General features: G+C 73.3%; 19 protein-coding genes and 1 riboswitch. Of the genes, 12 read left to right on the forward strand and 7 right to left on the reverse strand.

Going from position 1 to position 20,222, the window contains the following annotated elements:
• Positions 1-213: 213 nt before the first annotated feature.
• On the forward strand, positions 214-1,053 hold the full coding sequence (gene otsB, locus ACFV4G_RS01900; protein ID WP_380435456.1) for a trehalose-phosphatase: 840 nt from the start codon (positions 214-216) through the stop codon (positions 1,051-1,053).
• Here otsB and ACFV4G_RS01905 read toward each other — a convergent pair.
• Positions 1,040-2,494 (reverse strand): trehalose-6-phosphate synthase, encoded by a 1,455-nt coding sequence (locus ACFV4G_RS01905; RefSeq protein ID WP_380435458.1) that lies wholly within the window; start codon positions 2,492-2,494, stop codon positions 1,040-1,042. The two genes, otsB and ACFV4G_RS01905, sit on opposite strands and share 14 nt — an antisense overlap.
• Before the next feature lie 265 nt (positions 2,495-2,759).
• A complete protein-coding gene (locus ACFV4G_RS01910; protein WP_380435460.1) occupies positions 2,760-3,788 on the reverse strand; it encodes a glucosyl-3-phosphoglycerate synthase in 1,029 nt (342 codons plus the stop codon).
• 142 nt (positions 3,789-3,930) lie between these two features.
• A riboswitch (SAM riboswitch) is annotated at positions 3,931-4,063 on the forward strand.
• 17 nt (positions 4,064-4,080) lie between these two features.
• On the opposite strand from ACFV4G_RS01910, the gene thrC reads away from it, so the two are divergent.
• The 5 genes from thrC (at position 4,081) to ACFV4G_RS01935 (ending at position 8,780) form a co-directional block, all read left to right on the forward strand.
• Complete coding sequence (gene thrC, locus ACFV4G_RS01915; protein WP_380435462.1) at positions 4,081-5,361, forward strand: threonine synthase; 1,281 nt, start codon at positions 4,081-4,083, stop codon at positions 5,359-5,361.
• 23 nt (positions 5,362-5,384) lie between these two features.
• The gene (locus ACFV4G_RS01920) at positions 5,385-5,663 is read left to right on the forward strand and encodes a ubiquitin-like small modifier protein 1 (RefSeq protein ID WP_380435464.1); all 279 of its coding nucleotides are present in this window, start codon (positions 5,385-5,387) and stop codon (positions 5,661-5,663) included.
• A gap of 544 nt (positions 5,664-6,207) precedes the next feature.
• Positions 6,208-6,408, forward strand: a complete 201-nt coding sequence (locus ACFV4G_RS01925; RefSeq protein ID WP_153461112.1) for a cold-shock protein — start codon at positions 6,208-6,210, stop codon at positions 6,406-6,408.
• Positions 6,409-6,718: 310 nt separating this feature from the next.
• Positions 6,719-8,338: a chaperonin GroEL gene (gene groL / locus ACFV4G_RS01930; RefSeq protein WP_380435466.1), complete on the forward strand. Its 1,620-nt coding sequence runs from the start codon at positions 6,719-6,721 to the stop codon at positions 8,336-8,338.
• A 91-nt stretch (positions 8,339-8,429) separates the two neighbouring features.
• Positions 8,430-8,780, forward strand: coding sequence for a hypothetical protein (locus ACFV4G_RS01935; protein ID WP_380435468.1), 351 nt, complete (start codon positions 8,430-8,432; stop codon positions 8,778-8,780).
• On the opposite strand, the gene ACFV4G_RS01940 is transcribed toward ACFV4G_RS01935, so the two are convergent.
• Positions 8,777-9,424, reverse strand: coding sequence for a hypothetical protein (locus tag ACFV4G_RS01940; protein ID WP_380435470.1), 648 nt, complete (start codon positions 9,422-9,424; stop codon positions 8,777-8,779). The two genes, ACFV4G_RS01935 and ACFV4G_RS01940, sit on opposite strands and share 4 nt — an antisense overlap.
• Before the next feature lie 88 nt (positions 9,425-9,512).
• Between ACFV4G_RS01940 and ACFV4G_RS01945 the strand changes: the two genes are divergently transcribed.
• From ACFV4G_RS01945 to ACFV4G_RS01955, 3 genes are all read left to right on the forward strand, one after another.
• Positions 9,513-9,896: a PadR family transcriptional regulator gene (locus tag ACFV4G_RS01945; protein WP_380435472.1), complete on the forward strand. Its 384-nt coding sequence runs from the start codon at positions 9,513-9,515 to the stop codon at positions 9,894-9,896.
• Positions 9,893-10,870: a hypothetical protein gene (locus ACFV4G_RS01950; RefSeq protein ID WP_380435474.1), complete on the forward strand. Its 978-nt coding sequence runs from the start codon at positions 9,893-9,895 to the stop codon at positions 10,868-10,870. Before ACFV4G_RS01945 ends, ACFV4G_RS01950 begins: the two co-directional genes overlap by 4 nt.
• 81 nt (positions 10,871-10,951) lie before the next feature.
• A complete protein-coding gene (locus ACFV4G_RS01955) occupies positions 10,952-11,638 on the forward strand; it encodes a copper homeostasis protein CutC (RefSeq protein ID WP_380435476.1) in 687 nt (228 codons plus the stop codon).
• A gap of 83 nt (positions 11,639-11,721) precedes the next feature.
• Here the strand turns inward: ACFV4G_RS01955 and ACFV4G_RS01960 are convergent, their stop codons facing one another.
• Positions 11,722-13,773 (reverse strand): HelD family protein, encoded by a 2,052-nt coding sequence (locus ACFV4G_RS01960; RefSeq protein ID WP_380435478.1) that lies wholly within the window; start codon positions 13,771-13,773, stop codon positions 11,722-11,724.
• 290 nt (positions 13,774-14,063) lie between these two features.
• Here ACFV4G_RS01960 and ACFV4G_RS01965 point away from each other — a divergent pair, with 290 nt between their 5' ends.
• Positions 14,064-14,219: a hypothetical protein gene (locus ACFV4G_RS01965; protein ID WP_380435480.1), complete on the forward strand. Its 156-nt coding sequence runs from the start codon at positions 14,064-14,066 to the stop codon at positions 14,217-14,219.
• Positions 14,220-14,225: 6 nt separating this feature from the next.
• Here the strand turns inward: ACFV4G_RS01965 and ACFV4G_RS01970 are convergent, their stop codons facing one another.
• Positions 14,226-15,863 carry a DNA repair helicase XPB gene (locus tag ACFV4G_RS01970; protein WP_380435482.1) on the reverse strand — a complete coding sequence of 546 codons (1,638 nt, stop codon included), beginning with the start codon at positions 15,861-15,863 and terminating at the stop codon, positions 14,226-14,228.
• An 82-nt stretch (positions 15,864-15,945) separates the two neighbouring features.
• A complete protein-coding gene (locus ACFV4G_RS01975) occupies positions 15,946-16,347 on the reverse strand; it encodes a hypothetical protein (protein ID WP_380435484.1) in 402 nt (133 codons plus the stop codon).
• Positions 16,348-16,451: 104 nt separating this feature from the next.
• Between ACFV4G_RS01975 and ACFV4G_RS01980 the strand changes: the two genes are divergently transcribed.
• A complete protein-coding gene (locus tag ACFV4G_RS01980) occupies positions 16,452-16,703 on the forward strand; it encodes a hypothetical protein (RefSeq protein ID WP_380435486.1) in 252 nt (83 codons plus the stop codon).
• Positions 16,704-16,709: 6 nt separating this feature from the next.
• On the opposite strand, the gene ACFV4G_RS01985 is transcribed toward ACFV4G_RS01980, so the two are convergent.
• Entirely contained in the window at positions 16,710-19,211 is a 2,502-nt protein-coding gene (locus ACFV4G_RS01985) for a helicase-associated domain-containing protein (protein ID WP_380435488.1), read from the reverse strand.
• A gap of 135 nt (positions 19,212-19,346) precedes the next feature.
• Between ACFV4G_RS01985 and ACFV4G_RS01990 the strand changes: the two genes are divergently transcribed.
• Positions 19,347-20,180, forward strand: a complete 834-nt coding sequence (locus ACFV4G_RS01990; RefSeq protein WP_380435490.1) for a hypothetical protein — start codon at positions 19,347-19,349, stop codon at positions 20,178-20,180.
• Positions 20,181-20,222: the final 42 nt, after the last annotated feature.

A 20,222-nucleotide genomic window follows, 5' to 3' on the forward strand; every position in this document is an offset into this window, starting at 1 on the left:
GACACTCACCCGTCACGCCCCTCTCCGCGGCCACCCCCTCCGCCACCCCCTCCCGCAGCGCACCCTCTCTCTGGGGAGGGATGAGGGGAGGGGGTGGGTGAGGGGGTGCGTTGGTGCGGCGGGGAGGGGGTGGCTGAGGACGGGATGGGGGGTGGTTGAGGGGATGCGTTGGTGGGGGGTGGGGGCGTGCGGGTTTCGGGGTATGGGCACCGCATGGGTTTTGTTGAGACGTGGGTGCCGGTGACCGGGGCCGGGCGGGACGGGGTTCGGGGGATCCTCGCTTCGCCCGGTGATGCCGTGGTCGCTCTGGACTTCGACGGGACGCTCGCGCCGATCGTCGCGGATCCCTCGCGGGCTCGGGCGCATCCGGGGGTGGCGGGGGCGCTCCGCAGCGTGACTCCGTTCGTTCGCTCGGTGGTCGTCATCACCGGGCGGCCGGCTGCCCTCGCGGTCGAGTACGGGGGGTTGGCCGGGCTTCCCGGGGTCGTGGTGCTCGGGCACTACGGCGCCGAGCGCTGGGAGGCCGGTGAGCTCTCGGCGCCCGACGTGCATCCGGGGGTGGCCGCCGCGCGGGGGGCCCTGCCCGGGGTGCTGGCCGCCGTGGGGGCGCCCGAGGGGACGTGGGTCGAGGACAAGGGGCGCTCGCTGGCCGTGCACACGCGGCGTACGGAGGTGCCGGAGGAGGCGCTGGAGCTGCTGCGGGGGCCGGTCGCCGATCTGGCGGCGGAGCACGGGCTGGTGGTGGAGCCCGGGCGGCTGGTTCTGGAACTCCGGCCTCCAGGGGTGGACAAGGGGGCCGCGCTGACCGGCTTCCTGCGGGAGGTCGGGGCTCGGGCCGTGCTCTACGCGGGGGACGACCTGGGGGACGTCGCGGCTTTCGCCGCCGTCGAGAAGCTGCGCGGGGAGGGGCTCGCGGGTCTTCTGGTGTGCAGCGGCGCGGTGGGGGACGCGCCGGTGCGGGAGCTCGCCGACCGGGCTGACCTGGTGGTGCCCGGGCCGGCGGGCGTGGTGGAGCTGCTGGCGGATCTGGGCGAGGCGATCAGAGCGCGTTGAGCTGGTCCAGGAACCACTGCTGCGGCGGGAGCGCGGTGGCCGCCGCGGCCAGGCGCTTGGTGCGGTCGGCGCGCTCCTCGTCGGGCATGGTGAGGCCCGCGTGGAGGGCGTCGGCCGTCTCGATGACGTCGTACGGGTTCACGGAGATCGCGTCGTCGGCCAGTTCGCTGTGGGCGCCGGCCTCGCGGGACAGGACGAGCGCGCAGCCGTGGTCGGAGACCACCGGGACTTCCTTGGCCACCAGGTTCATGCCGTCCCGGATGGGGTTCACCAGGGCGACGTCGGCCAGCCGGTAGGCGGCGAGGGAGCGCGGGAAGTCGTCGTTGACGTGCAGGATCAGTGGTTGCCAGGTGGGGGTGGCGAATTCGGTGTTGATCGCTTCGGCGAGTTGCTCCACCCGGGCCGTGTAGTCGCGGTACTCGGCGAGGTCCGTGCGGGACGGGTAGGCGAAGGCGATGTGCACGACGCGGTCGTGCCACTCCGGGCGCGTGCGCAGGAGGTGGCGGTAGGCGAGCAGGCCCCGGACGATGTTCTTGCTGAGTTCGGTGCGGTCGACCCGGACGATCGTGCGCCGGTCGCCGACGGCCTCGCGCAGGGCGGCGAGGCGCTCGTCGACGTCCGGGCGGTGGGCGCGCTCGCGCAGGAAGTCGGCGTCGGCGCCCAGGGCGTGCACGCCGAGGCGGGTCGTGCGGCCGTCGTGGGTGATGGTGAGGGCGTCGTGGTCGACGGTCGCGTGCAGGATCTCCTCGCAGCACGCGGCGAAGGCCCTCGCCCAGCGTTCGGTGAGGAAGCCGGCCCGGTCGGCGCCGAGGATGCCGGTGAGGACGGCCCTGGCCACGTCGTCCGGGAGGAGCCGGAAGTACTCGGGCGGGGCCCACGGGGTGTGGGAGAAGTGGCCGATGCGCAGGTCGGGGCGGGCCGCGCGGAGCAGGGCCGGGGTGAGGGACAGGTGGTAGTCCTGGACCAGGACGGCGGCGTTCGGGGCGGCCTCGGCCGCGAGGGCGTCCGAGAAGGCCCGGTTGTACGTCTCGTAGGCGGCCCACTCGGTGCGGAAGCCGGCGTCGAAGGCGGGGGCGGTGGGCGTGGCGTAGAGCAGGTGGCTGACGAACCAGAGGGTCGAGTTGGCGACGCCGTTGTAGGCGCGGGCGAAGGTCTCCGGGTCGATGTCCAGCATCCGGACGGCCTGTCCGCCGACGTCGTGGCCGGCCAGGTCGAGGCGGCCGTGGGGGGCTTCGCGGGCGGCCCGGCGGTCCGCGTCGCCCAGGGCGGCGCACACCCAGACGGCGTTCGGGTCGTCGATCGCGGAGAGGCCGGAGACCAGGCCTCCGCCACCGCGTTTGAGGGTCAGCGTGCCGTCGTCCGCGGTGCTGAAGGAGACCGGTCCGCGGTTGGACGCCACCAGCACGGTCGCGCTCGAACGTTTGGTCGATGAATCGGCCATGAGTCCTCTTCTGGGTCTACCCGTTCACCCTTCGGGGTGGAATCCGAGCGTACGGCGGAGCGGAGCGCAGCGCGGCCGTACCGTCGAAGACCTGCGACATGCAGCGGTCAGGGCTTGGCCGCCATGAGGCTCCGCAGGGGTCGAGTGGGAAGCCTCCTCGTCGAGAGGGGGAGGAGTCACGGTTGGTACGTTGCCGGTCGGCAGACGTCGCAAACCAATCGCCGGACAACCGGCGAGATCGCAGCGGCCGCACTGTTCGGGTCTGTCACCCGTCGGTGCGGCGCTTCGCGTACTCGGGGACGGTGTGCATCGGGGGGCGTTCCGTGGCCGTCACGGGGTGCGTGTGGGCGGTGAACGCGCGGGTCTCCGGGTCGCGGGTGAACTGGGTGAGCAGCGGGTGGACGAGGTCGGCCGAGGCCTTGAGGCGGTGGGCGCGGTCGAGGCGTTCCAGCGCGGTGCGGTAGATGGTGGCGGCCATCCGGCCGAGGGCCTGGCCGTCCTGGTGGCGGTGGTGGCGGACGCCGACGTCGACCTGGGCCAGGGCGTCGAGGCCGACGAGCTCCAACGCGTCGACCAGGAGGCCGAGTTCGACGCCGTAGCCGGTGGGGAAGGGGAGCCGTTCGAGCAGTACGCGGCGGGCCGCGTACTCACCGCCGAGCGGCTGGACGAAACCGGCGAGTTCCGGCCAGTGCAGGTTGAGGAGGGGGCGGGCGACCAGTTCCGTCACCCGGCCACCGCCGGCCGGGAAGACCGCGTCGGGGTCCCCGGCGGAGCCGCTGACTTCGAGCGGGCGGTCGTACATGGCCTTGACCAGCTGGATGTCCGGCTCGGTGAGCAGCGGGCCGACGGTGCCGGAGACGAAGGCGGGGTCGAACTCGCGCAGGTCGGCGTCGACGAAGCAGACGATGTCGCCGCGGGTGACCAGCAGCGAGCGCCACAGCACCTCGCCCTTGCCGGGCACGGCGGGCAGCCGGGGCAGGATCCCGTCGCGCGGCACGACCCGGGCGCCGGCCGCGGCGGCCACGGCGGCGGTGTCGTCGGCGGAGCCGGAGTCGACGACGACGAGCTCGTCGACGAGGGGGAGGCGCTCCATCAGCTCGCGCCGGATCGTGCGGACGATGTCGCCGACGGTGGCCGACTCGTCGAGGGCGGGCAGGACGACGCTGACGGTGTGGCCGGTGCGGCGCTTGGCCGCCAGGAGGGTGTCGACCGGCCGGTCGGCCGCACTCCACGAGCGGCGGCCCAGCCAGGAGGCCGCCTGCGGGAGGAGTGCGGGGGTCGGTTCGGCGGGCACGGGACTCTCCTCGGCGGATCGGGGTGGAACGGGCCATCTCGCGTGGCGGACGGTCCCTTTCGGGCTCGGCGCCTTCGGATACAGTCTTCGTACAGCGGTCGGACCTTCGCACGCCGGGGTCACCGCTGACGACAACTTCACATGCTCATCCAGAGGGACTGAGGGAACGGCCCGTTGACGTCCCGGCAACCTTCTCGCGCGGCTTTCACCAGGCCCCGGCGGGACAGGTGCCAATTCCGGCCCGTGGTGCGCCCGCACCACGGGGAAGATGAGGAGAGAGGCCTCCGCCATCATGGCTATCGACACAGTCGCACCCGCATCCGTGGATCTCGGCCCCGCCACCGCCCTGTCCTGTCGGGAGTGCGGCACCCGCTTCCCGCTCGGTCCGAGCTTCGCCTGTGTGGAGTGCTTCGGGCCGCTGGAGATCGCGTACGAGTTCGGGAGCGAGGCCGCCGAGGAGCTGCGCAAGCGCATCGAGGCCGGGCCCGCGTCGATCTGGCGCTACGCGCCGCTGCTGCCGGTGCCCGCGGACGTCGCTTCGAAGCCGAACCTGAATCCCGGCTGGACCCCGCTGGTCAAGGCGGACAACCTCGGTCGCGAGCTCGGGTTCACCGCGAACCTGTACGTGAAGGACGACTCGGGGAACCCGACGCACTCGTTCAAGGACCGCGTGGTGGCCTGCGCGATCGAGGCCGCGCGCGCCTTCGGCTACACCACGCTCTCCTGCTCGTCGACCGGCAACCTGGCCGGTGCGGTGGGTGCGGCGGCGGCCCGGGCCGGGTTCCGCTCGTGCGTGTTCATCCCGCACGACCTGGAGCAGGGCAAGGTCGTCATGGCCGGTGTGTACGGCGGCGAGCTGGTCGGCATCGAGGGCAACTACGACGACGTGAACCGCTTCTGCTCGGAGCTGATCGGCGACCCGGCCGGCGAGGGCTGGGGCTTCGTCAACGTCAACCTCCGCCCGTACTACGGCGAGGGCTCCAAGACGCTCGCGTACGAGATCTGCGAGCAGCTCGGCTGGCGGCTGCCGGAGCAGATCGTCATCCCGATCGCCTCGGGCTCGCAGCTCACGAAGATCGACAAGGGCCTGCAGGAGCTGATCAAGCTCGGGCTGGTCGAGGACCGGCCGTACCGGATCTTCGGCGCCCAGGCCGAGGGCTGCTCGCCGGTCTCCGCGGCGTTCAAGGCCGGCCGGGACGTGATCAAGCCGGTGAAGCCGGACACCATCGCCAAGTCGCTGGCGATCGGCAACCCGGCGGACGGCCCGTACGTGCTGGACATCGCGCGGCGCACCGGCGGAGCGGTCGAGGACGTCACCGACGCCGAGGTGGTGGCCGCCATCCGGCTGCTGGCCCGCACCGAGGGCATCTTCGCCGAGACCGCGGGCGGCGTGACCGTCGGCGTGCTCAAGAAGCTGGTCGAGACCGGGCAGCTGGATCCGGCCAAGGAGACCGTCGCGATCAACACCGGTGACGGCCTCAAGACCCTGGACGCCGTCGCCGATGCCGGGATGACCGCGGTCATCCGCCCGACGCTGGAGTCCTTCCGCACCGCCGGCCTCGCGTCCGCCTGATTCCCCCACGAGGAGAGCCACCCATGAGCGCCACCGTCCGCATCCCCACCATCCTGCGCACCTACACCGGCGGGTCCGCCGAGGTCACCGCCGACGGCGGGACCCTGGGCGACGTCATCGCCGACCTGGAGAAGAACCACGCGGGCATCTCCGCGCGCATCCTGGACGACACCGGCAAGCTGCGCCGTTTCGTGAACGTGTACGTGAACGACGACGACGTGCGATTCGCCGAGGGACTGGCGACCGAGATCAAGGACGGTGCCAGCGTCTCGATCATTCCGGCGGTGGCCGGCGGCTGCTGAGCCGCGCCCCGCTCCGACCGGCCACCCGCGTGCACGGAATTCCGCATTCCGTGCGCGGGGGCGGCCGCTCGCATTTCGGCGGGAATATTTCCCGGTCGAGTGGGAGTAGAGTGTCGCTCGGCCGGGAACAAGGGTCCCCCTCACCCTCCCCGTGCGAACCGCCGCTCCGCCGTCCGTCCGTTGAGACCGCCCGGGGACCGGGTCCGGGAAACATGTCACGCGGATGTCAGAATTCTCCAGGGGATTTGTGTAATCCGTCCGCTATGTCCGGCGTGAATTGCGGAGTTCCTTCCGATTCGGCCCGTCCTGTCCCTTGACGCGGACCCGGAATTCACCGCGGAGGGCCCTGTTGCAGAGGGCGTCGATCCGGATACATTCAGCCGCGGTCGACGCAATCACCCGCTCACGGATGTCGTTCGGGGCGGTTGATCGCGGCGTGCACGGCTGCGCCCAGGGGGGGTTCCCCGGGCCGGCCTTCACAACCAACCCGGGCCCGCGACCTGCGGGACCGTGAAGGGCCAGCACAGCACTAGGGGAGTTCGGAATGGCTCAGGGCACCGTCAAGTGGTTCAACGCGGAGAAGGGCTACGGCTTCATCGCGGTCGACGGTGGTGCGGACGTCTTCGTCCACTACAGCGCGATCCAGATGGACGGCTACCGCACCCTCGAGGAGGGCCAGCGGGTCGAGTTCGAGATCTCCCAGGGACAGAAGGGCCCGCAGGCGGACATGGTCCGCGCGGTCTGACCCCTTCCGGCTCCAGGAGCTCGGCGCGGCCCACGGCTGGTGACCACTCGCTTCTCGACGGGCCCGCGCGACACGCGTCGTGCGGGCCCGTCGGCGTTCCCGCGGCGGCTCCCGGCTTGGCGATTGGGCTTGCACTCGACCACCCGGAGTGCTAATCATTGGCGTTAGCACTCACAGCTTGAGAGTGACAGCGGACCGGGTCGGTGAGGCCCTGGGAGCGGTAGGGGAATAGACCCCCGCACACCTTGGCCGTCCGTCGCGGGCACCCCTTGGTCCGAGCAGTCGACCGTGTCCCGGAGGACCACTTCAGATGGCCAAGATCATCGCCTTTGATGAGGAAGCTCGCCGCGGCCTTGAGCGTGGCATGAACCAGCTCGCCGACGCAGTGAAGGTCACGCTCGGCCCCAAGGGTCGCAACGTCGTGCTGGAGAAGAAGTGGGGCGCCCCCACGATCACCAACGACGGTGTCTCCATCGCCAAGGAGATCGAGCTCGAGGACCCGTACGAGAAGATCGGCGCGGAGCTCGTCAAGGAGGTCGCCAAGAAGACGGACGACGTCGCGGGTGACGGCACCACCACCGCCACCGTGCTCGCCCAGGCCCTGGTTCGCGAGGGTCTGCGCAACGTCGCCGCCGGCGCCAACCCGATGGCCCTGAAGCGCGGCATCGAGAAGGCCGTCGCCGCCGTCTCGGACCAGCTCCTGGCCCAGGCCACCGACGTGGAGACCAAGGAGCAGATCGCCTCCACCGCCTCCATCTCGGCCGCCGACACCCAGATCGGCGAGCTCATCGCCGAGGCCATGGACAAGGTCGGCAAGGAAGGCGTCATCACCGTCGAGGAGAGCAACACCTTCGGTCTGGAGCTCGAGCTCACCGAGGGCATGCGCTTCGACAAGGGCTACATCTCCGCCTACTTCGCCACCGACCTGGAGCGGATGGAGGCGACGTTCGAGGACCCGTACATCCTCATCGCCAACTCCAAGATCGGCGGCATCAAGGACCTGCTCCCGCTGCTGGAGAAGGTCATGCAGAGCGGCAAGCCGCTCGTCATCATCGCCGAGGACGTCGAGGGCGAGGCCCTCTCGACCCTGATCGTCAACAAGATCAAGGGCGTCTTCAAGTCCGTCGCCGTCAAGGCCCCGGGCTTCGGCGACCGCCGCAAGGCCATGCTCCAGGACATCGCCACCCTCACCGGCGGCACCGTGATCTCCGAGGAGGTCGGCCTGAAGCTGGAGAACGCCGGTCTGGACCTCCTGGGCGGCGCCCGCAAGGTCGTCATCACCAAGGACGAGACCACGATCGTCGACGGTGCCGGCGAGAGCGAGATGGTCGCGGGCCGCGTGAACCAGATCCGCGCCGAGATCGAGAACAGCGACTCGGACTACGACCGCGAGAAGCTCCAGGAGCGCCTCGCCAAGCTGGCCGGCGGCGTGGCCGTCATCAAGGCCGGCGCGGCCACCGAGGTGGAGCTCAAGGAGCGCAAGCACCGCATCGAGGACGCCGTCCGCAACGCCAAGGCCGCCGTCGAGGAGGGCATCGTCGCCGGTGGTGGCGTCGCCCTGCTGCAGGCCGCCGTCGCGTTCGACAAGCTGGAGCTCGAGGGCGACGAGGCCACCGGTGCCAACATCGTCCGCGTGGCGCTGGAGGCCCCGATCAAGCAGATCGCGACCAACGCCGGCCTCGAGGGCGGCGTCGTGGTGGAGAAGGTGCGCAACCTCCCCGCCGGTCACGGCCTGAACGCCGCCACCAACGAGTACGTCGACCTGATCGCCGTGGGCATCATCGACCCGGCCAAGGTGACCCGCTCGGCGCTGCAGAACGCCGCCTCGATCGCGGCCCTGTTCCTGACCACCGAGGCCGTCATCGCCGACAAGCCGGAGAAGGCCGCGGCCCCGGCCGGCGGCATGCCGGGCGGTGACATGGACTTCTGATCCGGGTCGTACGACCGGATCGGTGTTCCGATCGCGTGGGCGGTTCCCTTCGGGGGGCCGCCCACGCGGCGTTGTTTGGGAGAATCGACGGATGGCTGACATCGAGACCGCCCTGCACGAGGCCCGTGCGCAGATCCTGTCCGACCTCACCGCGCGGGACGTGGCGGACGCCGCCGTCGTCTCGCTCGTGGAGCAGGCCGTCACGCACCGGCGGTGGTGGCTGGAGCAGTGGCCGGACGGCACCGAGTACGTGCTCGGGCTGGTCGCCCAGGACGTCCAGGACGCGCTGCTGGAGGCGTACGGGCGCTGGCCGCTGTGCACCGCCTGCGCGGCCGACGGGAACCCGCACGCGCTGAGCGTGGAGCCGGAGCTGGGGCCGGACCCGCACTGGGTGTGCGGCAAGCAGGGCGCCGCCGTCGCGCCGGTCGGCAAGTTGGTCTAGGACACGCCCTGGTTCTCCAGTAGTTCGAGTTCGGCCGCCAGGTTGGCCCGCGCGGGCGCGGTGAGGCGCTCGTGGGCGGCCGGGGTGCGGTAGAGCGCGGGCAGGGCGAGGAGTCGGCGCAGGACGGCCGCCCGGCCCGCCCGGAAGTCCGGCTCGGGCACGAAGCCGTACTCCTCGCGGACGGCGTCCGCGTAGGCCGCGTACGCCTCGGGGGTGCCGCCGAGCACGGCGAGGTCCGCGTCGCACAGCACCTCGCCGTCGCGGTCGCCCGGAGCGGGGTCGTGGGTGACGGTGAGCAGGACGAGGCGCTCGACCTCGGCCGTCCGCGCGGCGGGCAGACCGGCGGCGGTCAGGGCCCGGACCGCGAGCGCCGCGCTGCGCTCCTCGTTCTCGGAGCGGTCGGGCCGGTAGACGGCGTCGTGGAACCAGGCGGCGAGGCGGACGGCGTCCGGGTCGGCGGCGTGCGCGGCGAGGCCGTCGACGTGCCGCAGGACCGCGCGCAGGTGGTCGGCGGTGTGGTACCTGCGCTGCGGCTCGGCCCAGCGCCGGAGCAGCTCCCGCCCGTACGGCTCGGGGTCGACGGTGGTGCCGCAGCGGTGCAGCAGGGCGGTCCAGTCGGCGAGCAGGTCCTCGGTGTTCGGCATGGGCGCCATTGTGCTGGTCGTGTAACGGACGCCTCTCCGGGGGGACCGGTGCTGGACCTATATGCCGGTTGACGATATATGTAGACGCATGACAGAACGCTCGATGCAGGAGCCGACGCTGCTGCTGCTCACCGCACTGGCCGACGCGCCCAGGCACGGTTACGCGCTCATCCAGGAGATCTCCGAGATCTCCGACGGCCGGGTCAAGATGCGCACCGGCACCCTCTACGGCGCCCTCGACCGCCTGCTCCAGCAGGGCCTGATCGAGGTCGCCGCCGAGGAGATCGTGGACGGCCGGGCCCGCCGCACCTACGCGCTGACCGGCCCCGGCCGGACGGCGCTCGCCACCGAGGCGGAGCGGCTGCGGTCGGTCGCGGCCGAGGCGGAGCGCCGGCTGGCCACCGTCCGGTCGGCGCTGAAGGGGAAGCCCGGGACCGCGCTGCGGACCTTGACGAGGGGGAGTTTCGCATGACCACACCCACGATCGGAGCGCCCTCGGGCGCGCTGCGGGCCGCTCTCCAGCTGTACCCGTCCCGGTACCGCCGCGAGCGCGGCGAGGAGATCGCCGCCGTCTTCGCCGACGCCACGGCCGAGGCCGACCGCTCGGCCGTCGCCCGGGAGGTCTTCGACCTGGCCGCGTACGGGCTGCGGGTGCGGCTCGGGCTGACCGGCTCCGGGATGCTCGGGCGGGTGCTCGGGCTCGCCGCGCCGATGGTGGCCGGCGCGCTGGCCGGTTCGGGGCTGGTCCCGTGGGTCACCGACCCGGACGGGGCCTCCTTCAAGCTCACCTGGGACCACTCGTACACCACGTGGGCCACGATCCTCGCGCCGCCGGTGACCGCGCTGCTGCTCGCGATCGCGGCGCTGCTCGGGCGGTGGACGGCCGTGCGCGTCGTCGCCTCGATCCAGGCGGTGCTCGGACTGGCCGTCCTGGCGCAGGCGTTCACCGGGCCGGTGTTCTTCGACCTGTGGTGGGCCGGGTACGTCGGCATGGCGACCCTGCCGGCCGCCCTGGCCGCCGTCCTGCTGCTCGCGGCGCCGACGGACCTGCTGCCGAAGCCGGGTTGGCGCACCCGCGGGGTGGTGCTGGCCTCGGTGGTCGGTGGCGCCGGGCTGGTGTGGCTCCAGCGCTGGGACGACACCACCTTCCCGCTGGACTCGCAGTGGTTCGCGGTGCTGCTGCTCGTGCCGGTGCTGCTGACCTTCACCGCTCTGCGCGGCAAGGAGTTCCCGGCCGCCGTGGGCGTCGCGGTGCTGTCGCTGACGACGTTCGCGAGCCTGTTCAACATCTGGCGCGAGTCGGGCGGGTTCTCCCGGCTGCTGCCGGTCGCGCTGCCGGTGATCGGGCTGATGGTGATCGCCGCGGTGGCGATGCACAGGATCGGGCGGGGCGGCACGGGCGGCCCCGGCGGCGGCGACGTCGACGAGGAGCGCGCCGCGGCGTGACCCCGAGCCGGTCGCCGGGGCCGGTGACCGGAAGCGGGCGGCGGGCTCGCCGGGGGTGGGCGGATGTGGCAGGCTACGGATATGTCTAGACCAATTTTCGAAGTCATCGCGCTGACCCCCCAGGACGCCCGGGCCGCCGAGTCGGGCGGCGCCGACCGGCTCGAACTGGTCACGGACATGGCCGCCGACGGACTCTCCCCGTCCGTCGAGGACTTCGCCCGGATCCGGGCCGCCGTCGACCTGCCGCTGCGCGTCATGCTCCGCCTCCGGGACGGCTTCGCGCCGGGCGACCTGGACGAGCTGCGCGCCCGCGCCGCCGGGCTCCGCGCCGAGGGGGCCGAGGAGTTCGTCCTCGGCTTCCTCGACGCGGACGGCGCCGTCGACCTCGCCGCCACCGCGGCGGTCGCGGACGCGGTGGCCGGCTGCCGGTGGACCTTCCACCGGGCGATCGACCACAGCGCCGACCGGGCCGCCGTCCGCGCGGCCGTCGGCGCGCTGCCCGGACTGGACACCTTCCTCACCTCGGGCGCGCCGGGCGGCGTGGACGCCGGGCGCGAGGTGCTCCTCGCGGAACTGGCCAGGAAGGCCGAACCCGGGTACGGGCAGCGGATCCTGATCGGCGGCGGCCTGCGGGCCGAGCACGTGCCGGAGCTGCGGGCGGCCGGCTTCGACGCCTTCCACGTCGGCGGCGCGGTCCGCGCCGGCGGGTGGCAGGCGCCGGTCGACGCGGCGAAGGTCGCCGAGTGGCGGGCCCTGATCGACGGCTGAGCGTGGAAGCGCCGACAGCCGGTCGACCGGTGTCCGTCGCGCGCGGGAGGGGCCGGTCCGGATGCGGGCCGGCCCCTCCGCCGCTATCCGAGCTGTTCGGGCAGCGGCTCCGCGTGCAGGACGGTCAGGCCCGAGACGGCGCGGGTGAGCGCCACGTACAGGCGGCGCAGGCCGGTGCGCTCGTCCGGTTCGCCGGCGATCACGGCGGCCGGCTCGTCCAGCACCACGTAGTCGTACTCCAGACCCTTGGCCAGTGAGGCCGGGACGAGCGTCAGCCGGGCCTCGGCGCTGGTCTCGGCGCCGGGGGAGAGGTGCGGCAGGCCGGCCGCGGCCAGCGCCTCGGCGAACAGCGGGACGCGCGCGTCGGCGGCGATCAGGCCGGTCGAACCCTCGTGCTCCAGGGCCCGCCGGCAGGCCTCGACCACCGCCTCCGTCAGCTCCCCGTCCGCGACCCGGCGGATCGCCAGCGACCCCGCGGTGTCGCGCACCGAGGTCGCCGGGGCCAGGCCGGGGGCGATCGCGGGCAGCAGCCGGGAGGCGTACGCGATGACCTCTTCCGGCACCCGGAAGCCCTTGGTGAGCTCCTCGACGTGGGCGCCCGGCTTGCCCAGGTGGTGCAGGGCGTCCGGCCAGCTCGCGGTGGCCCACGGGGTGGTGCCCTGGGCGAGGTCGCCGAGGACGGTCGCCGAGCCGGTGGTGCAGCGGCGGCCGACCGCGCGGTACTGCATCGGGGAGAGGTCCTGGGCCTCGTCCAGCACCACGTGCCCGAGCGAGGGCGTGCGCTGGACCAGGTCGCCGGCCTCGTCGACCAGGACGGCGTCCGCCGCCGTCCAGCGGGCCGTCTTCACCGAGCGGCCGGGCTTGGGCCACAGCACCGCCCGCTGCTCCTCGGCGGTGAGCACGCCCTCGGCGCACGCGGCCAGGAACTCCGGGTCGGAGAGCAGCCGCAGCACCAGCTTGGCCGGGTCGACCGGCGGCCAGCACTGCTTGACGACGGCCTTGACCGCGGAGTTGCGGGCCACCGCGTCCTGCACCCGGTCGTCCGGGGCCTCGCCGGACTGCTCCATCTTCAGCAGCACGGTGTGCGCGATGCGCTGCGGCAGCGCCTCGCCGGCGGCGCCGTAGCGGGTGTCTCGTCCCTTCAACTCCTCGATGATCTCCGCCAGTTCGTGGACGGGGACGCGCCAGCGGCGGGAGCCGCGGACCACCACGCAAGGCTCGGTGGGCAGCGCGATGCCCGAGCGGACGGCCCGGCGCAGCACCTCGGCCATCCGGGCGTCGCCCTTCAGCCGGGCCGACTCGGGGGTGTCCTCGCCCCTGACCTCGACGTGCCCGACCAGCTGCTGCACGGTGGCCTGCGCGACGTCGAGCTCCCCGAGGGCGGGCAGGACCTGCTCGATGTAGGAGAGGAACGCGTTGTTCGGGCCGATCACCAGCGTGCCGGTGCGGGCGAGGCGCTCGCGGTGCGCGTACAGCAGGTACGCGACGCGGTGCAGGCCGACGGCGGTCTTCCCGGTGCCGGGGGCGCCCTGGACGCAGATGGTGCCCGTGACGTCGGAGCGGACGATCTCGTCCTGCTCGGGCTGGATGGTGGCGACGATGTCGCGCATCGGGCCGACGCGGGGCTTCTCGATCTCGGCGGCGAGGAGGGCGGAGGAGGTTTCCGTCTCCTCGGGGTCGGTGAGGTGCTCGTCCTCGTACGCGGTGAGCTCGCCGCCGGTGTAGCCGAAGCGGCGGCGGCGCTCGACGTCCATCGGCTCGGTGAGGCTGGCCCGGTAGAACGGCTGGGAGACCGGCGCGCGCCAGTCGATCACCATCGGGTCGCCGTCGGCGTCGTGCACGTGGCGGCGGCCGATGTAGAAGTTCTCTCCTCCGCCGCCCTCGGACAGCTCCTCGCTGATCGCGTGCAGGTAGTCGAGGCGGCCGAAGAACAGCGGGGTGTCGGCGAGGTCGGCCAGGGCGGCGATCCTGGCCTCGATCTGGTTCTGGAGGACGGCGGCGGACACCCAGGTGCCGGTCACGTCGCGCAGGTCCAGCGACTGGACGTCCTCGCGCATCGCTCGCAGCGCGGACCGGGACGCGGCCAGGTGGTCGCGTTCGCGCTGGAGGGGGTCGGTGGTGGGGGTGGCGGGCACGGCGAACCTTCCCGGCTGCCCCGGTGGCGGGCGCAGCGGATCGATGGAGCTCACGGTGGGTACGGCCGGCCGGTTGCCGTGCGGTCGGCGCCTCCCCCGGCTGCCTGCGGGACTTCAGCAGGTACCACGGTTCGGGAGGGGGCAGACGGACGATCTTAGACCTGTCCGTCTCGGGGTTCCAGCCCCGCAGCTCTCAGGGGTGCGCATACACCCGGAGGACGAGGTCCGGCCCGGCGGATGCGGCCTTTGGAGTGATGCCTTCGGCCGGTCGGGTGCCTACCGTTGAAGACATGAGCACACGGAACCCCAGCACAGCCCCGGCCGGTGCCACCGCCCTCCCGGGCCGCCACCGCAACCCGCTCGCCACCGCCGTCCGCAACGTCGGGATCGCCCTGGACACCGCCGCGCGCGTGATCTTCCTCGGGCGCGACGGTGTCCGGTACTGAACCCCGCTAGAGCACGTCGTCCGCGTCGATGATGCGGTAGGCGTAGCCCTGCTCGGCCAGGAAGCGCTGCCGGTGCGCGGCGAAGTCCTGGTCCACGGTGTCCCGGGCGACCACCGAGTAGAAGTGCGCCGCGTGGCCGTCCGCCTTCGGGCGCAGGACGCGGCCGAGGCGCTGGGCCTCCTCCTGGCGGGAGCCGAAGGTCCCGGAGACCTGGATGGCCACCGTGGCCTCGGGCAGGTCGATCGAGAAGTTCGCGACCTTGGAGACCACGAGGACGCCGATCTCCTTGTTCCGGAACGCGTCGAACAGCTTCTCGCGCTGCGCGTTGCTGGTCTCGCCCTTGATCACCGGAGCGTCGAGCGCCTCCCCGAGCTCGTCCAGCTGGTCGATGTACTGGCCGATGATCAGCGTCTGGTCCTTCTCGTGCTTCCTGACCAGCGCCTCCACCACCCGCCGCTTGGTCGCCGTCGTGGCGCAGAAGCGGTAGCGCTCCTCCGGTTCGGCGGTCGCGTAGGCGAGCCGCTCGGAGTCGGTCAGGGTGACCCGCACCTCGCAGCAGTCGGCGGGCGCGATGTAGCCCTGCGCCTCGATCTCCTTCCACGGCGCGTCGAAGCGCTTGGGGCCGATGAGGCTGAACACGTCGCCCTCGCGGCCGTCCTCGCGCACGAGCGTCGCGGTCAGGCCGAGGCGCCGGCGGGCCTGGAGGTCGGCGGTGAACTTGAACACCGGCGCGGGCAGCAGGTGGACCTCGTCGTAGACGACCAGGCCCCAGTTGCGGGCGTCGAACAGCTCCAGGTGCGCGTACACGCCCTTCCGCTTGGTCGTCATCACCTGGTAGGTGGCGATGGTGACCGGGCGGATCTCCTTCTTCGTGCCGCTGTACTCGCCGATCTCGTCCTCGGTGAGCGAGGTGCGCTTGACCAGCTCGTGCTTCCACTGCCGGGCCGAGACGGTGTTGGTGACCAGGATCAGCGTGGTCGACTTCGCCTCCGCCATCGCGGCGGCGCCGACCAGCGTCTTGCCGGCGCCGCAGGGCAGCACGACGACGCCGGAGCCGCCGTGCCAGAAGCCCTCGACGGCCTGCGCCTGGTACGGGCGCAGCTGCCAGCCGTCCTGCTCCAGGTCGATGGGGTGCGCCTCGCCGTCCACGTACCCGGCGAAGTCCTCGGCGGGCCAGCCGAGTTTGAGCAGCACCTGCTTGATCTGGCCGCGCTCGGAGGGGTGCACGACCACGCTGTCCGGGTCGACCCGGGCGCCGACCAGCGGGACGATCTTCTTGGAGCGCAGCACCTCCTCCAGGACCGGCCGGTCGGTGGTGGTGAGCACGAGCCCGTGGACGGGGTGCTTGTTGAGCTGGAGGCGCCCGTAACGGGCCATGGTGTCGGCCACGTCCACCAGCAGCGCGTGCGGCACCGGGTAGCGCGAGTACGTCACCAGGGCGTCGACCACCTGCTCCGCGTCGTGCCCGGCGGCCCGCGCGTTCCACAGCCCGAGCGGCGTCACCCGGTACGTGTGCACGTGCTCGGGCGCCCGCTCCAGTTCGGCGAAGGGCGCGATGGCGCGGCGGCAGTCGGAGGCCTTGGGGTGGTCGATCTCCAGGAGAAGAGTTTTGTCGCTCTGGACGATGAGCGGTCCGTCGTTCACGCGGGGGAGCCCTCCACTGGCTGACAGGGTGGTTTGACGCAGACCCTCCAGTGTCGCTCATTCCGCGGTGAACGTGGGTGGGCTACTTCCACTCGTACAGGACGGCCTTGCCGTTGCCCTGGGGGTCGTTCTCGAACTCGAACAGGCCGACCAGGTCGTTGAGGCGCAGGAAGGCGTCCGCGGAGCTCTCGAAGTAGATGCTGCCGCGCCAGCGGACGGCGCCGCCCTCGGTGAAGTGGCCGATGCCGCTGCCGTGCCAGCTGTAGGCCTCGCCCTTGTCGGACATGCCGATGCCCTGGCCCTCGCCGAACAGCGAGCCGTCGGGGCGGAGCTCGGCCTCGTAGGTGACGAACTCCCGGGCGGGGTGGCCGAGGACCTGGCCGGTGCCGGTCATCGAGACTTCCAGTGCGGGGCTGCCGACCGTGGCGAGGACCCGCCGGCCGCTCTCCGTGGTGGTGAACTCCGCTATCCGATCGCCGAGCATGGTGGATGCCTCCTTGTCGGGTGCCCCTGTCTCCGGACTACGCCGGGTGCGCCCGGGCCGCAACCGCGTGGTGACCACGGCGGGTGTCGCTCGTTGGGCCGGGCATGAACAAGTCGAAGCGTGTTCTCACCGCCCTCGCCCTCATGGGGACGGCCTTCGCCGCCACCGCCTCCTCCGCCGGCTCGGCGCACGCCCTCGCGGGCATCGGGGAGGGGCCGGGCGGGCTGCTCGCCGCGCCCGGGTTCCTGCTGGCGGACACCGTCACCGGGGGCGAACTGCCGGTCGGGCAGGGGCAGATCGGCACCCTGGCGGACCAGGCGGTCAAGGAGAAGATGAAGGAGTCGCAGGGGCACTGAGCCCGTTCAGTCCTCCAGTTCGGCCACGCCCGTGATGCGGTGCAGGGCGAAGGTGCGCAGCTCGTCGGCGTGGTGGTCGAAGGCGGTGACGAAGCCGCCCTCGACCTTGACCGGGTCGATGATCCGCTGGCTGGCGATGCCCTCGGCGTTGAGGTAGCCGATCCACATCCGCTCGCCGAGCAGGACGGCGGTCTGGAGGGTGGCCAGCGTCTCGGCGGCGGCCGTGCGCGGCAGCTTGCGCGGGTCGGGGGCCGGCTCGCGGCGGGTGGCGGTCGCGGCGCGGTCGCCGGCCCGGATGGCCTTGATGGCGGCGGCGAGCAGGGTGTCGTCGGGGCTCGGGGGGCCGTCCGGGACGGGCGTCGGCGCGGTGCGCGGCGGGGTGCGGTGGCTGTCCGGGCGGGTGATCAGCACGTCGCCCTCGGCGGACTCGGCGGCCGGGGCGTAGCCCATCGTGCGCAGCGTCGCGAGCAGGACGTCCGGGGCGGCCTGGGAGGCGAGGACGGTCGGGGCGAGCAGCCGCAGCCGCAGGTCGGCGGAGCGGCGGTCGGCGAGGACCTCGCCGAGCAGCGAGGTGTCGTCGCAGCGCAGGTACGAGGACGCGGCGCCGACCCGCAGGACGCCGTGCCGGCGGGCGACGTCGTCGATCAGGTACGTCAGCGGCTGCGGGACGGGCGTGCGCGAGTGCTGCTCCAGGAAGGCCCGCAGGTCGGCGGCGGTGCGTCCGGCGTCGAGGGCGCGGCGCACGGACGCCGGGGTGAACCGGTAGACGGTGGCGCCGCCCTTGGACTCGATGTCGGCGCAGAGCGCGAGCGCCTGGGCGAGCGGGGTGAGCAGCGGACCCGGGGCGATCGCGGTGAGGTCGGGCTGCAGGATGACGTGGTCGAGCGGCCGGGGCAGCAGCGGGGCCAGCACCTCGGCCGGGTCGGCCTCGGCGGTGAGCAGCGCGCGGGCGGGGGCGGCGAGGGCGCCGCGGCCGGTGATCCCCAGGAGTTCGGCCTCGGCGAGGGCCCAGCCGGCGAGGTCGTCGCGCAGTTCGTGGCCGCCCGGGCCGGTCGGGCCGCCGCGCAGCGGGCGCTGCCAGCGCAGGGTGGGCAGCAGTTCGGCGGCGGTGGCGGGGGTGCCGGGCGGGAGTTCGGCGAGCAGCGCGAGGGCGGCGCGGCGGACGGACGGGGCGAGCGTGCGGTCGAGTTCGGGGCCGAGGGCGGCGCGCGGCTTGCCCTTGCCGTCCGGGGTGCCGGTGAGGCCGGGCACGCGGGTGGCCGCGAGCCAGGCGGTGGCGAGGACGGACCAGCGCTCGGCGGTGTCCTGCTGGAGCCAGGTGTCGTACGCCGGGGTCGGGGCCCAGCACTCGTCGGCCTCGCCGTCCGGGGCCAGCAGGCCAGCGGTGTAGGCGAGTTCGAGCCAGAAGGGGGTCTGCTGCTCGGTGGTCTCCAGGGCCTGGGCGGTGCGCTTGAGGTCGCGCACGCCGAGGCCGCCCGCGCGCAGGGTGGGCGGCGGGGTGAGGCCCCACAGGTCGAGCAGCTCCTCGACGGTCTTGACGGCGGTGTGGGCCTGGCCGGCGGCGGCGCTGTCCACAGCCTGTGGATCGCGCGGTGGAGCGGCGGGCCGGGGCTCGGGCTGGGCGGGCTCGACGGTGCGGTGGGTGCGCCCGCCGCGCAGGTGCAGGGCGAGTTCGCGCGGCAGGACGACGCTGCCGGGGCCGCTCGGCAGCAGCAGGCCGCGGGCGAGCAGCCACTCGACGGGGCTCTGCGCGTCCTCGGCGGTGACCGGGCGGGCCGCGTCCGGGACGGTGCCGGTGGGCGGGCCCCAGACGAGGCGCTCCAGCAGCCGCAGCGCCGGCTCGGGGGCGGTGGCGAGCAGGGCGTCGCAGCGGGCGCGGTCGGCGAGCAGCGCGGTGAGCGCGGCGACGGCGGTGACCGGGTCCGGCGTCGCGGGCCGGCCGGCGGAGGCGAGCAGCTGCTGCAGCCGGGCCGGGGACATGCCCATGGTGGCGTCGGCGAGCGTCGGGCCGAGGCCGGTGCGTCCGGGATTGGCGGCGGTCGGCGCGAGCGCCTCGCGGACGGCGAGGACCAGGCGCAGCCCGTTGTCCGGACCCCACAGCAGGGCGCGGTCGCGCAGGGTGGCGATCGCCCGGGGCAGCGCTGTGGCCACGGCGGACCGGTCGGCCGGGGTGAGCGGGGTGGCGCCCGGGTGCGGCTTGACCTTCGCGGGGCCGGTCAGCAGGGTGCGGACGGTGGTGAGCGTGGTGCCGTCCGGCGCGGTGGCCAGCGCCTCGGCGACCTGCAGGGTGAACCGGTCGAGCCGCTCCAGGGCGCGCAGCGCGGAGGCGCGCGACGACAGCCGGGCGGACAGCTGGGTGAGGTCGCCGGGCACCGGGTTGAGCAGGTCCGGGCGGGCGCGGAGCAGGGCGGCCAGACCGTCGTCCGGGCGGGCGCGCAGCTCCTCGGCGAGCGTGCGGGGGCCGGCGGCGGACCTGCCGGAGCGTTGGGGGCCCTGCTGTGTGGTCATTCGACCTAGGTTAGTCGGGTGCGGCGCCGGTGGACCCGGGGTCGGGACTCGCGTGGGTGGGGGACTGGTGGGTAGCGTCACGCCGAGGGTGGTTCGGTGGGTCGGGCAGGGTACGGGCGAGGCGGGGTGTCGGGGATGACGGACGGCGAGTGGTGGCGCAAGAGCGGGCCGTGGAGCGCGCGGTCGGGCGGTGAGTCCGCGGGGACCCGCGACGGTGCCCGGGACGGCTCCCACGACGGCTCCGACGACAGCGTGTACGACGCCGCCACTGCGCCCGGCGTGCCGGGCATGTCAGCCGTGCCGCTCGACCCGCCGCGCGAGCCCGCGGAGGAGGCCGACCCGGACGCCGTACCGCCGCCGCAGGTGATCCACTCCGGCGGGGGCGGCTGGGACCTCGTGATGCTCAACTTCTCGGACGCGCCGGCGGCCCCGCCGAAGCAGATCCCCGAGCAGCGGGCGGCGGAGGGCGACGAGCCGCCCGCGCAGCCGACTGGGCCGCAGTCGGCGGCCGGGGCGAAGCCGAAGAAGGCACGGAAGGAGAAGAAGGCCGCCAGAGCCGCCGGTTCCGCGAAGCCAGGGCAGTCCTCGAAGCCTCCGAAGAAGAGCGCACTCGCCGGCCGCCGCCCGTCCCCGCTGCTCCTGCTCGCCTCCGCCCTCCTCGCGGGCGGCGCCTGGACCGGTTTCTTCCCGGCCATGCTGGCGGGCTGGGGCCTCGGCTACCTCTCCAGCCAACTCAAGGACCTCACCCGCAAGTTCGCGATCTTCGGCATCCCGCTGATCACGATGAGCGCGTCCACCCTCTACCAGATGCGCCAGACCCAGCACGGCCAGGCGGGAGCCGGACCAGGCTCGCAGCTCGGGCAGATGACCTGGGCGTCCGCCCCGGGCGTACTGCGCCTCTCGGCGGCCCTGACGGCGGCGTTCCTGCTGCTCATGGCTCTGCGCCGCAAGCCGCAGCAGGAAGGGTGACACCTCGCAGCAACACGGCGGCCCTGCACCCTTGGATGGGGT

It is taken from the genome of Kitasatospora sp. NPDC059747, assembly GCF_042732955.1.
Classification (GTDB): domain Bacteria; phylum Actinomycetota; class Actinomycetes; order Streptomycetales; family Streptomycetaceae; genus Kitasatospora.

Coding starts and splice junctions, on each gene's coding strand:
- otsB (WP_380435456.1), top strand. CDS start 214: ATGGGTTTTGTTGAGACGTGGGTGCCGGTGACCGGGGCCGGGCGGGAC.
- ACFV4G_RS01905 (WP_380435458.1), bottom strand. CDS start 2,494: ATGGCCGATTCATCGACCAAACGTTCGAGCGCGACCGTGCTGGTGGCG.
- thrC (WP_380435462.1), top strand. CDS start 4,081: ATGGCTATCGACACAGTCGCACCCGCATCCGTGGATCTCGGCCCCGCC.
- ACFV4G_RS01920 (WP_380435464.1), top strand. CDS start 5,385: ATGAGCGCCACCGTCCGCATCCCCACCATCCTGCGCACCTACACCGGC.
- ACFV4G_RS01925 (WP_153461112.1), top strand. CDS start 6,208: ATGGCTCAGGGCACCGTCAAGTGGTTCAACGCGGAGAAGGGCTACGGC.
- groL (WP_380435466.1), top strand. CDS start 6,719: ATGGCCAAGATCATCGCCTTTGATGAGGAAGCTCGCCGCGGCCTTGAG.
- ACFV4G_RS01935 (WP_380435468.1), top strand. CDS start 8,430: ATGGCTGACATCGAGACCGCCCTGCACGAGGCCCGTGCGCAGATCCTG.
- ACFV4G_RS01940 (WP_380435470.1), bottom strand. CDS start 9,424: ATGCCGAACACCGAGGACCTGCTCGCCGACTGGACCGCCCTGCTGCAC.
- ACFV4G_RS01945 (WP_380435472.1), top strand. CDS start 9,513: ATGACAGAACGCTCGATGCAGGAGCCGACGCTGCTGCTGCTCACCGCA.
- ACFV4G_RS01950 (WP_380435474.1), top strand. CDS start 9,893: ATGACCACACCCACGATCGGAGCGCCCTCGGGCGCGCTGCGGGCCGCT.
- ACFV4G_RS01955 (WP_380435476.1), top strand. CDS start 10,952: ATGTCTAGACCAATTTTCGAAGTCATCGCGCTGACCCCCCAGGACGCC.
- ACFV4G_RS01965 (WP_380435480.1), top strand. CDS start 14,064: ATGAGCACACGGAACCCCAGCACAGCCCCGGCCGGTGCCACCGCCCTC.
- ACFV4G_RS01975 (WP_380435484.1), bottom strand. CDS start 16,347: ATGCTCGGCGATCGGATAGCGGAGTTCACCACCACGGAGAGCGGCCGG.
- ACFV4G_RS01980 (WP_380435486.1), top strand. CDS start 16,452: ATGAACAAGTCGAAGCGTGTTCTCACCGCCCTCGCCCTCATGGGGACG.
- ACFV4G_RS01985 (WP_380435488.1), bottom strand. CDS start 19,211: ATGACCACACAGCAGGGCCCCCAACGCTCCGGCAGGTCCGCCGCCGGC.
- ACFV4G_RS01990 (WP_380435490.1), top strand. CDS start 19,347: ATGACGGACGGCGAGTGGTGGCGCAAGAGCGGGCCGTGGAGCGCGCGG.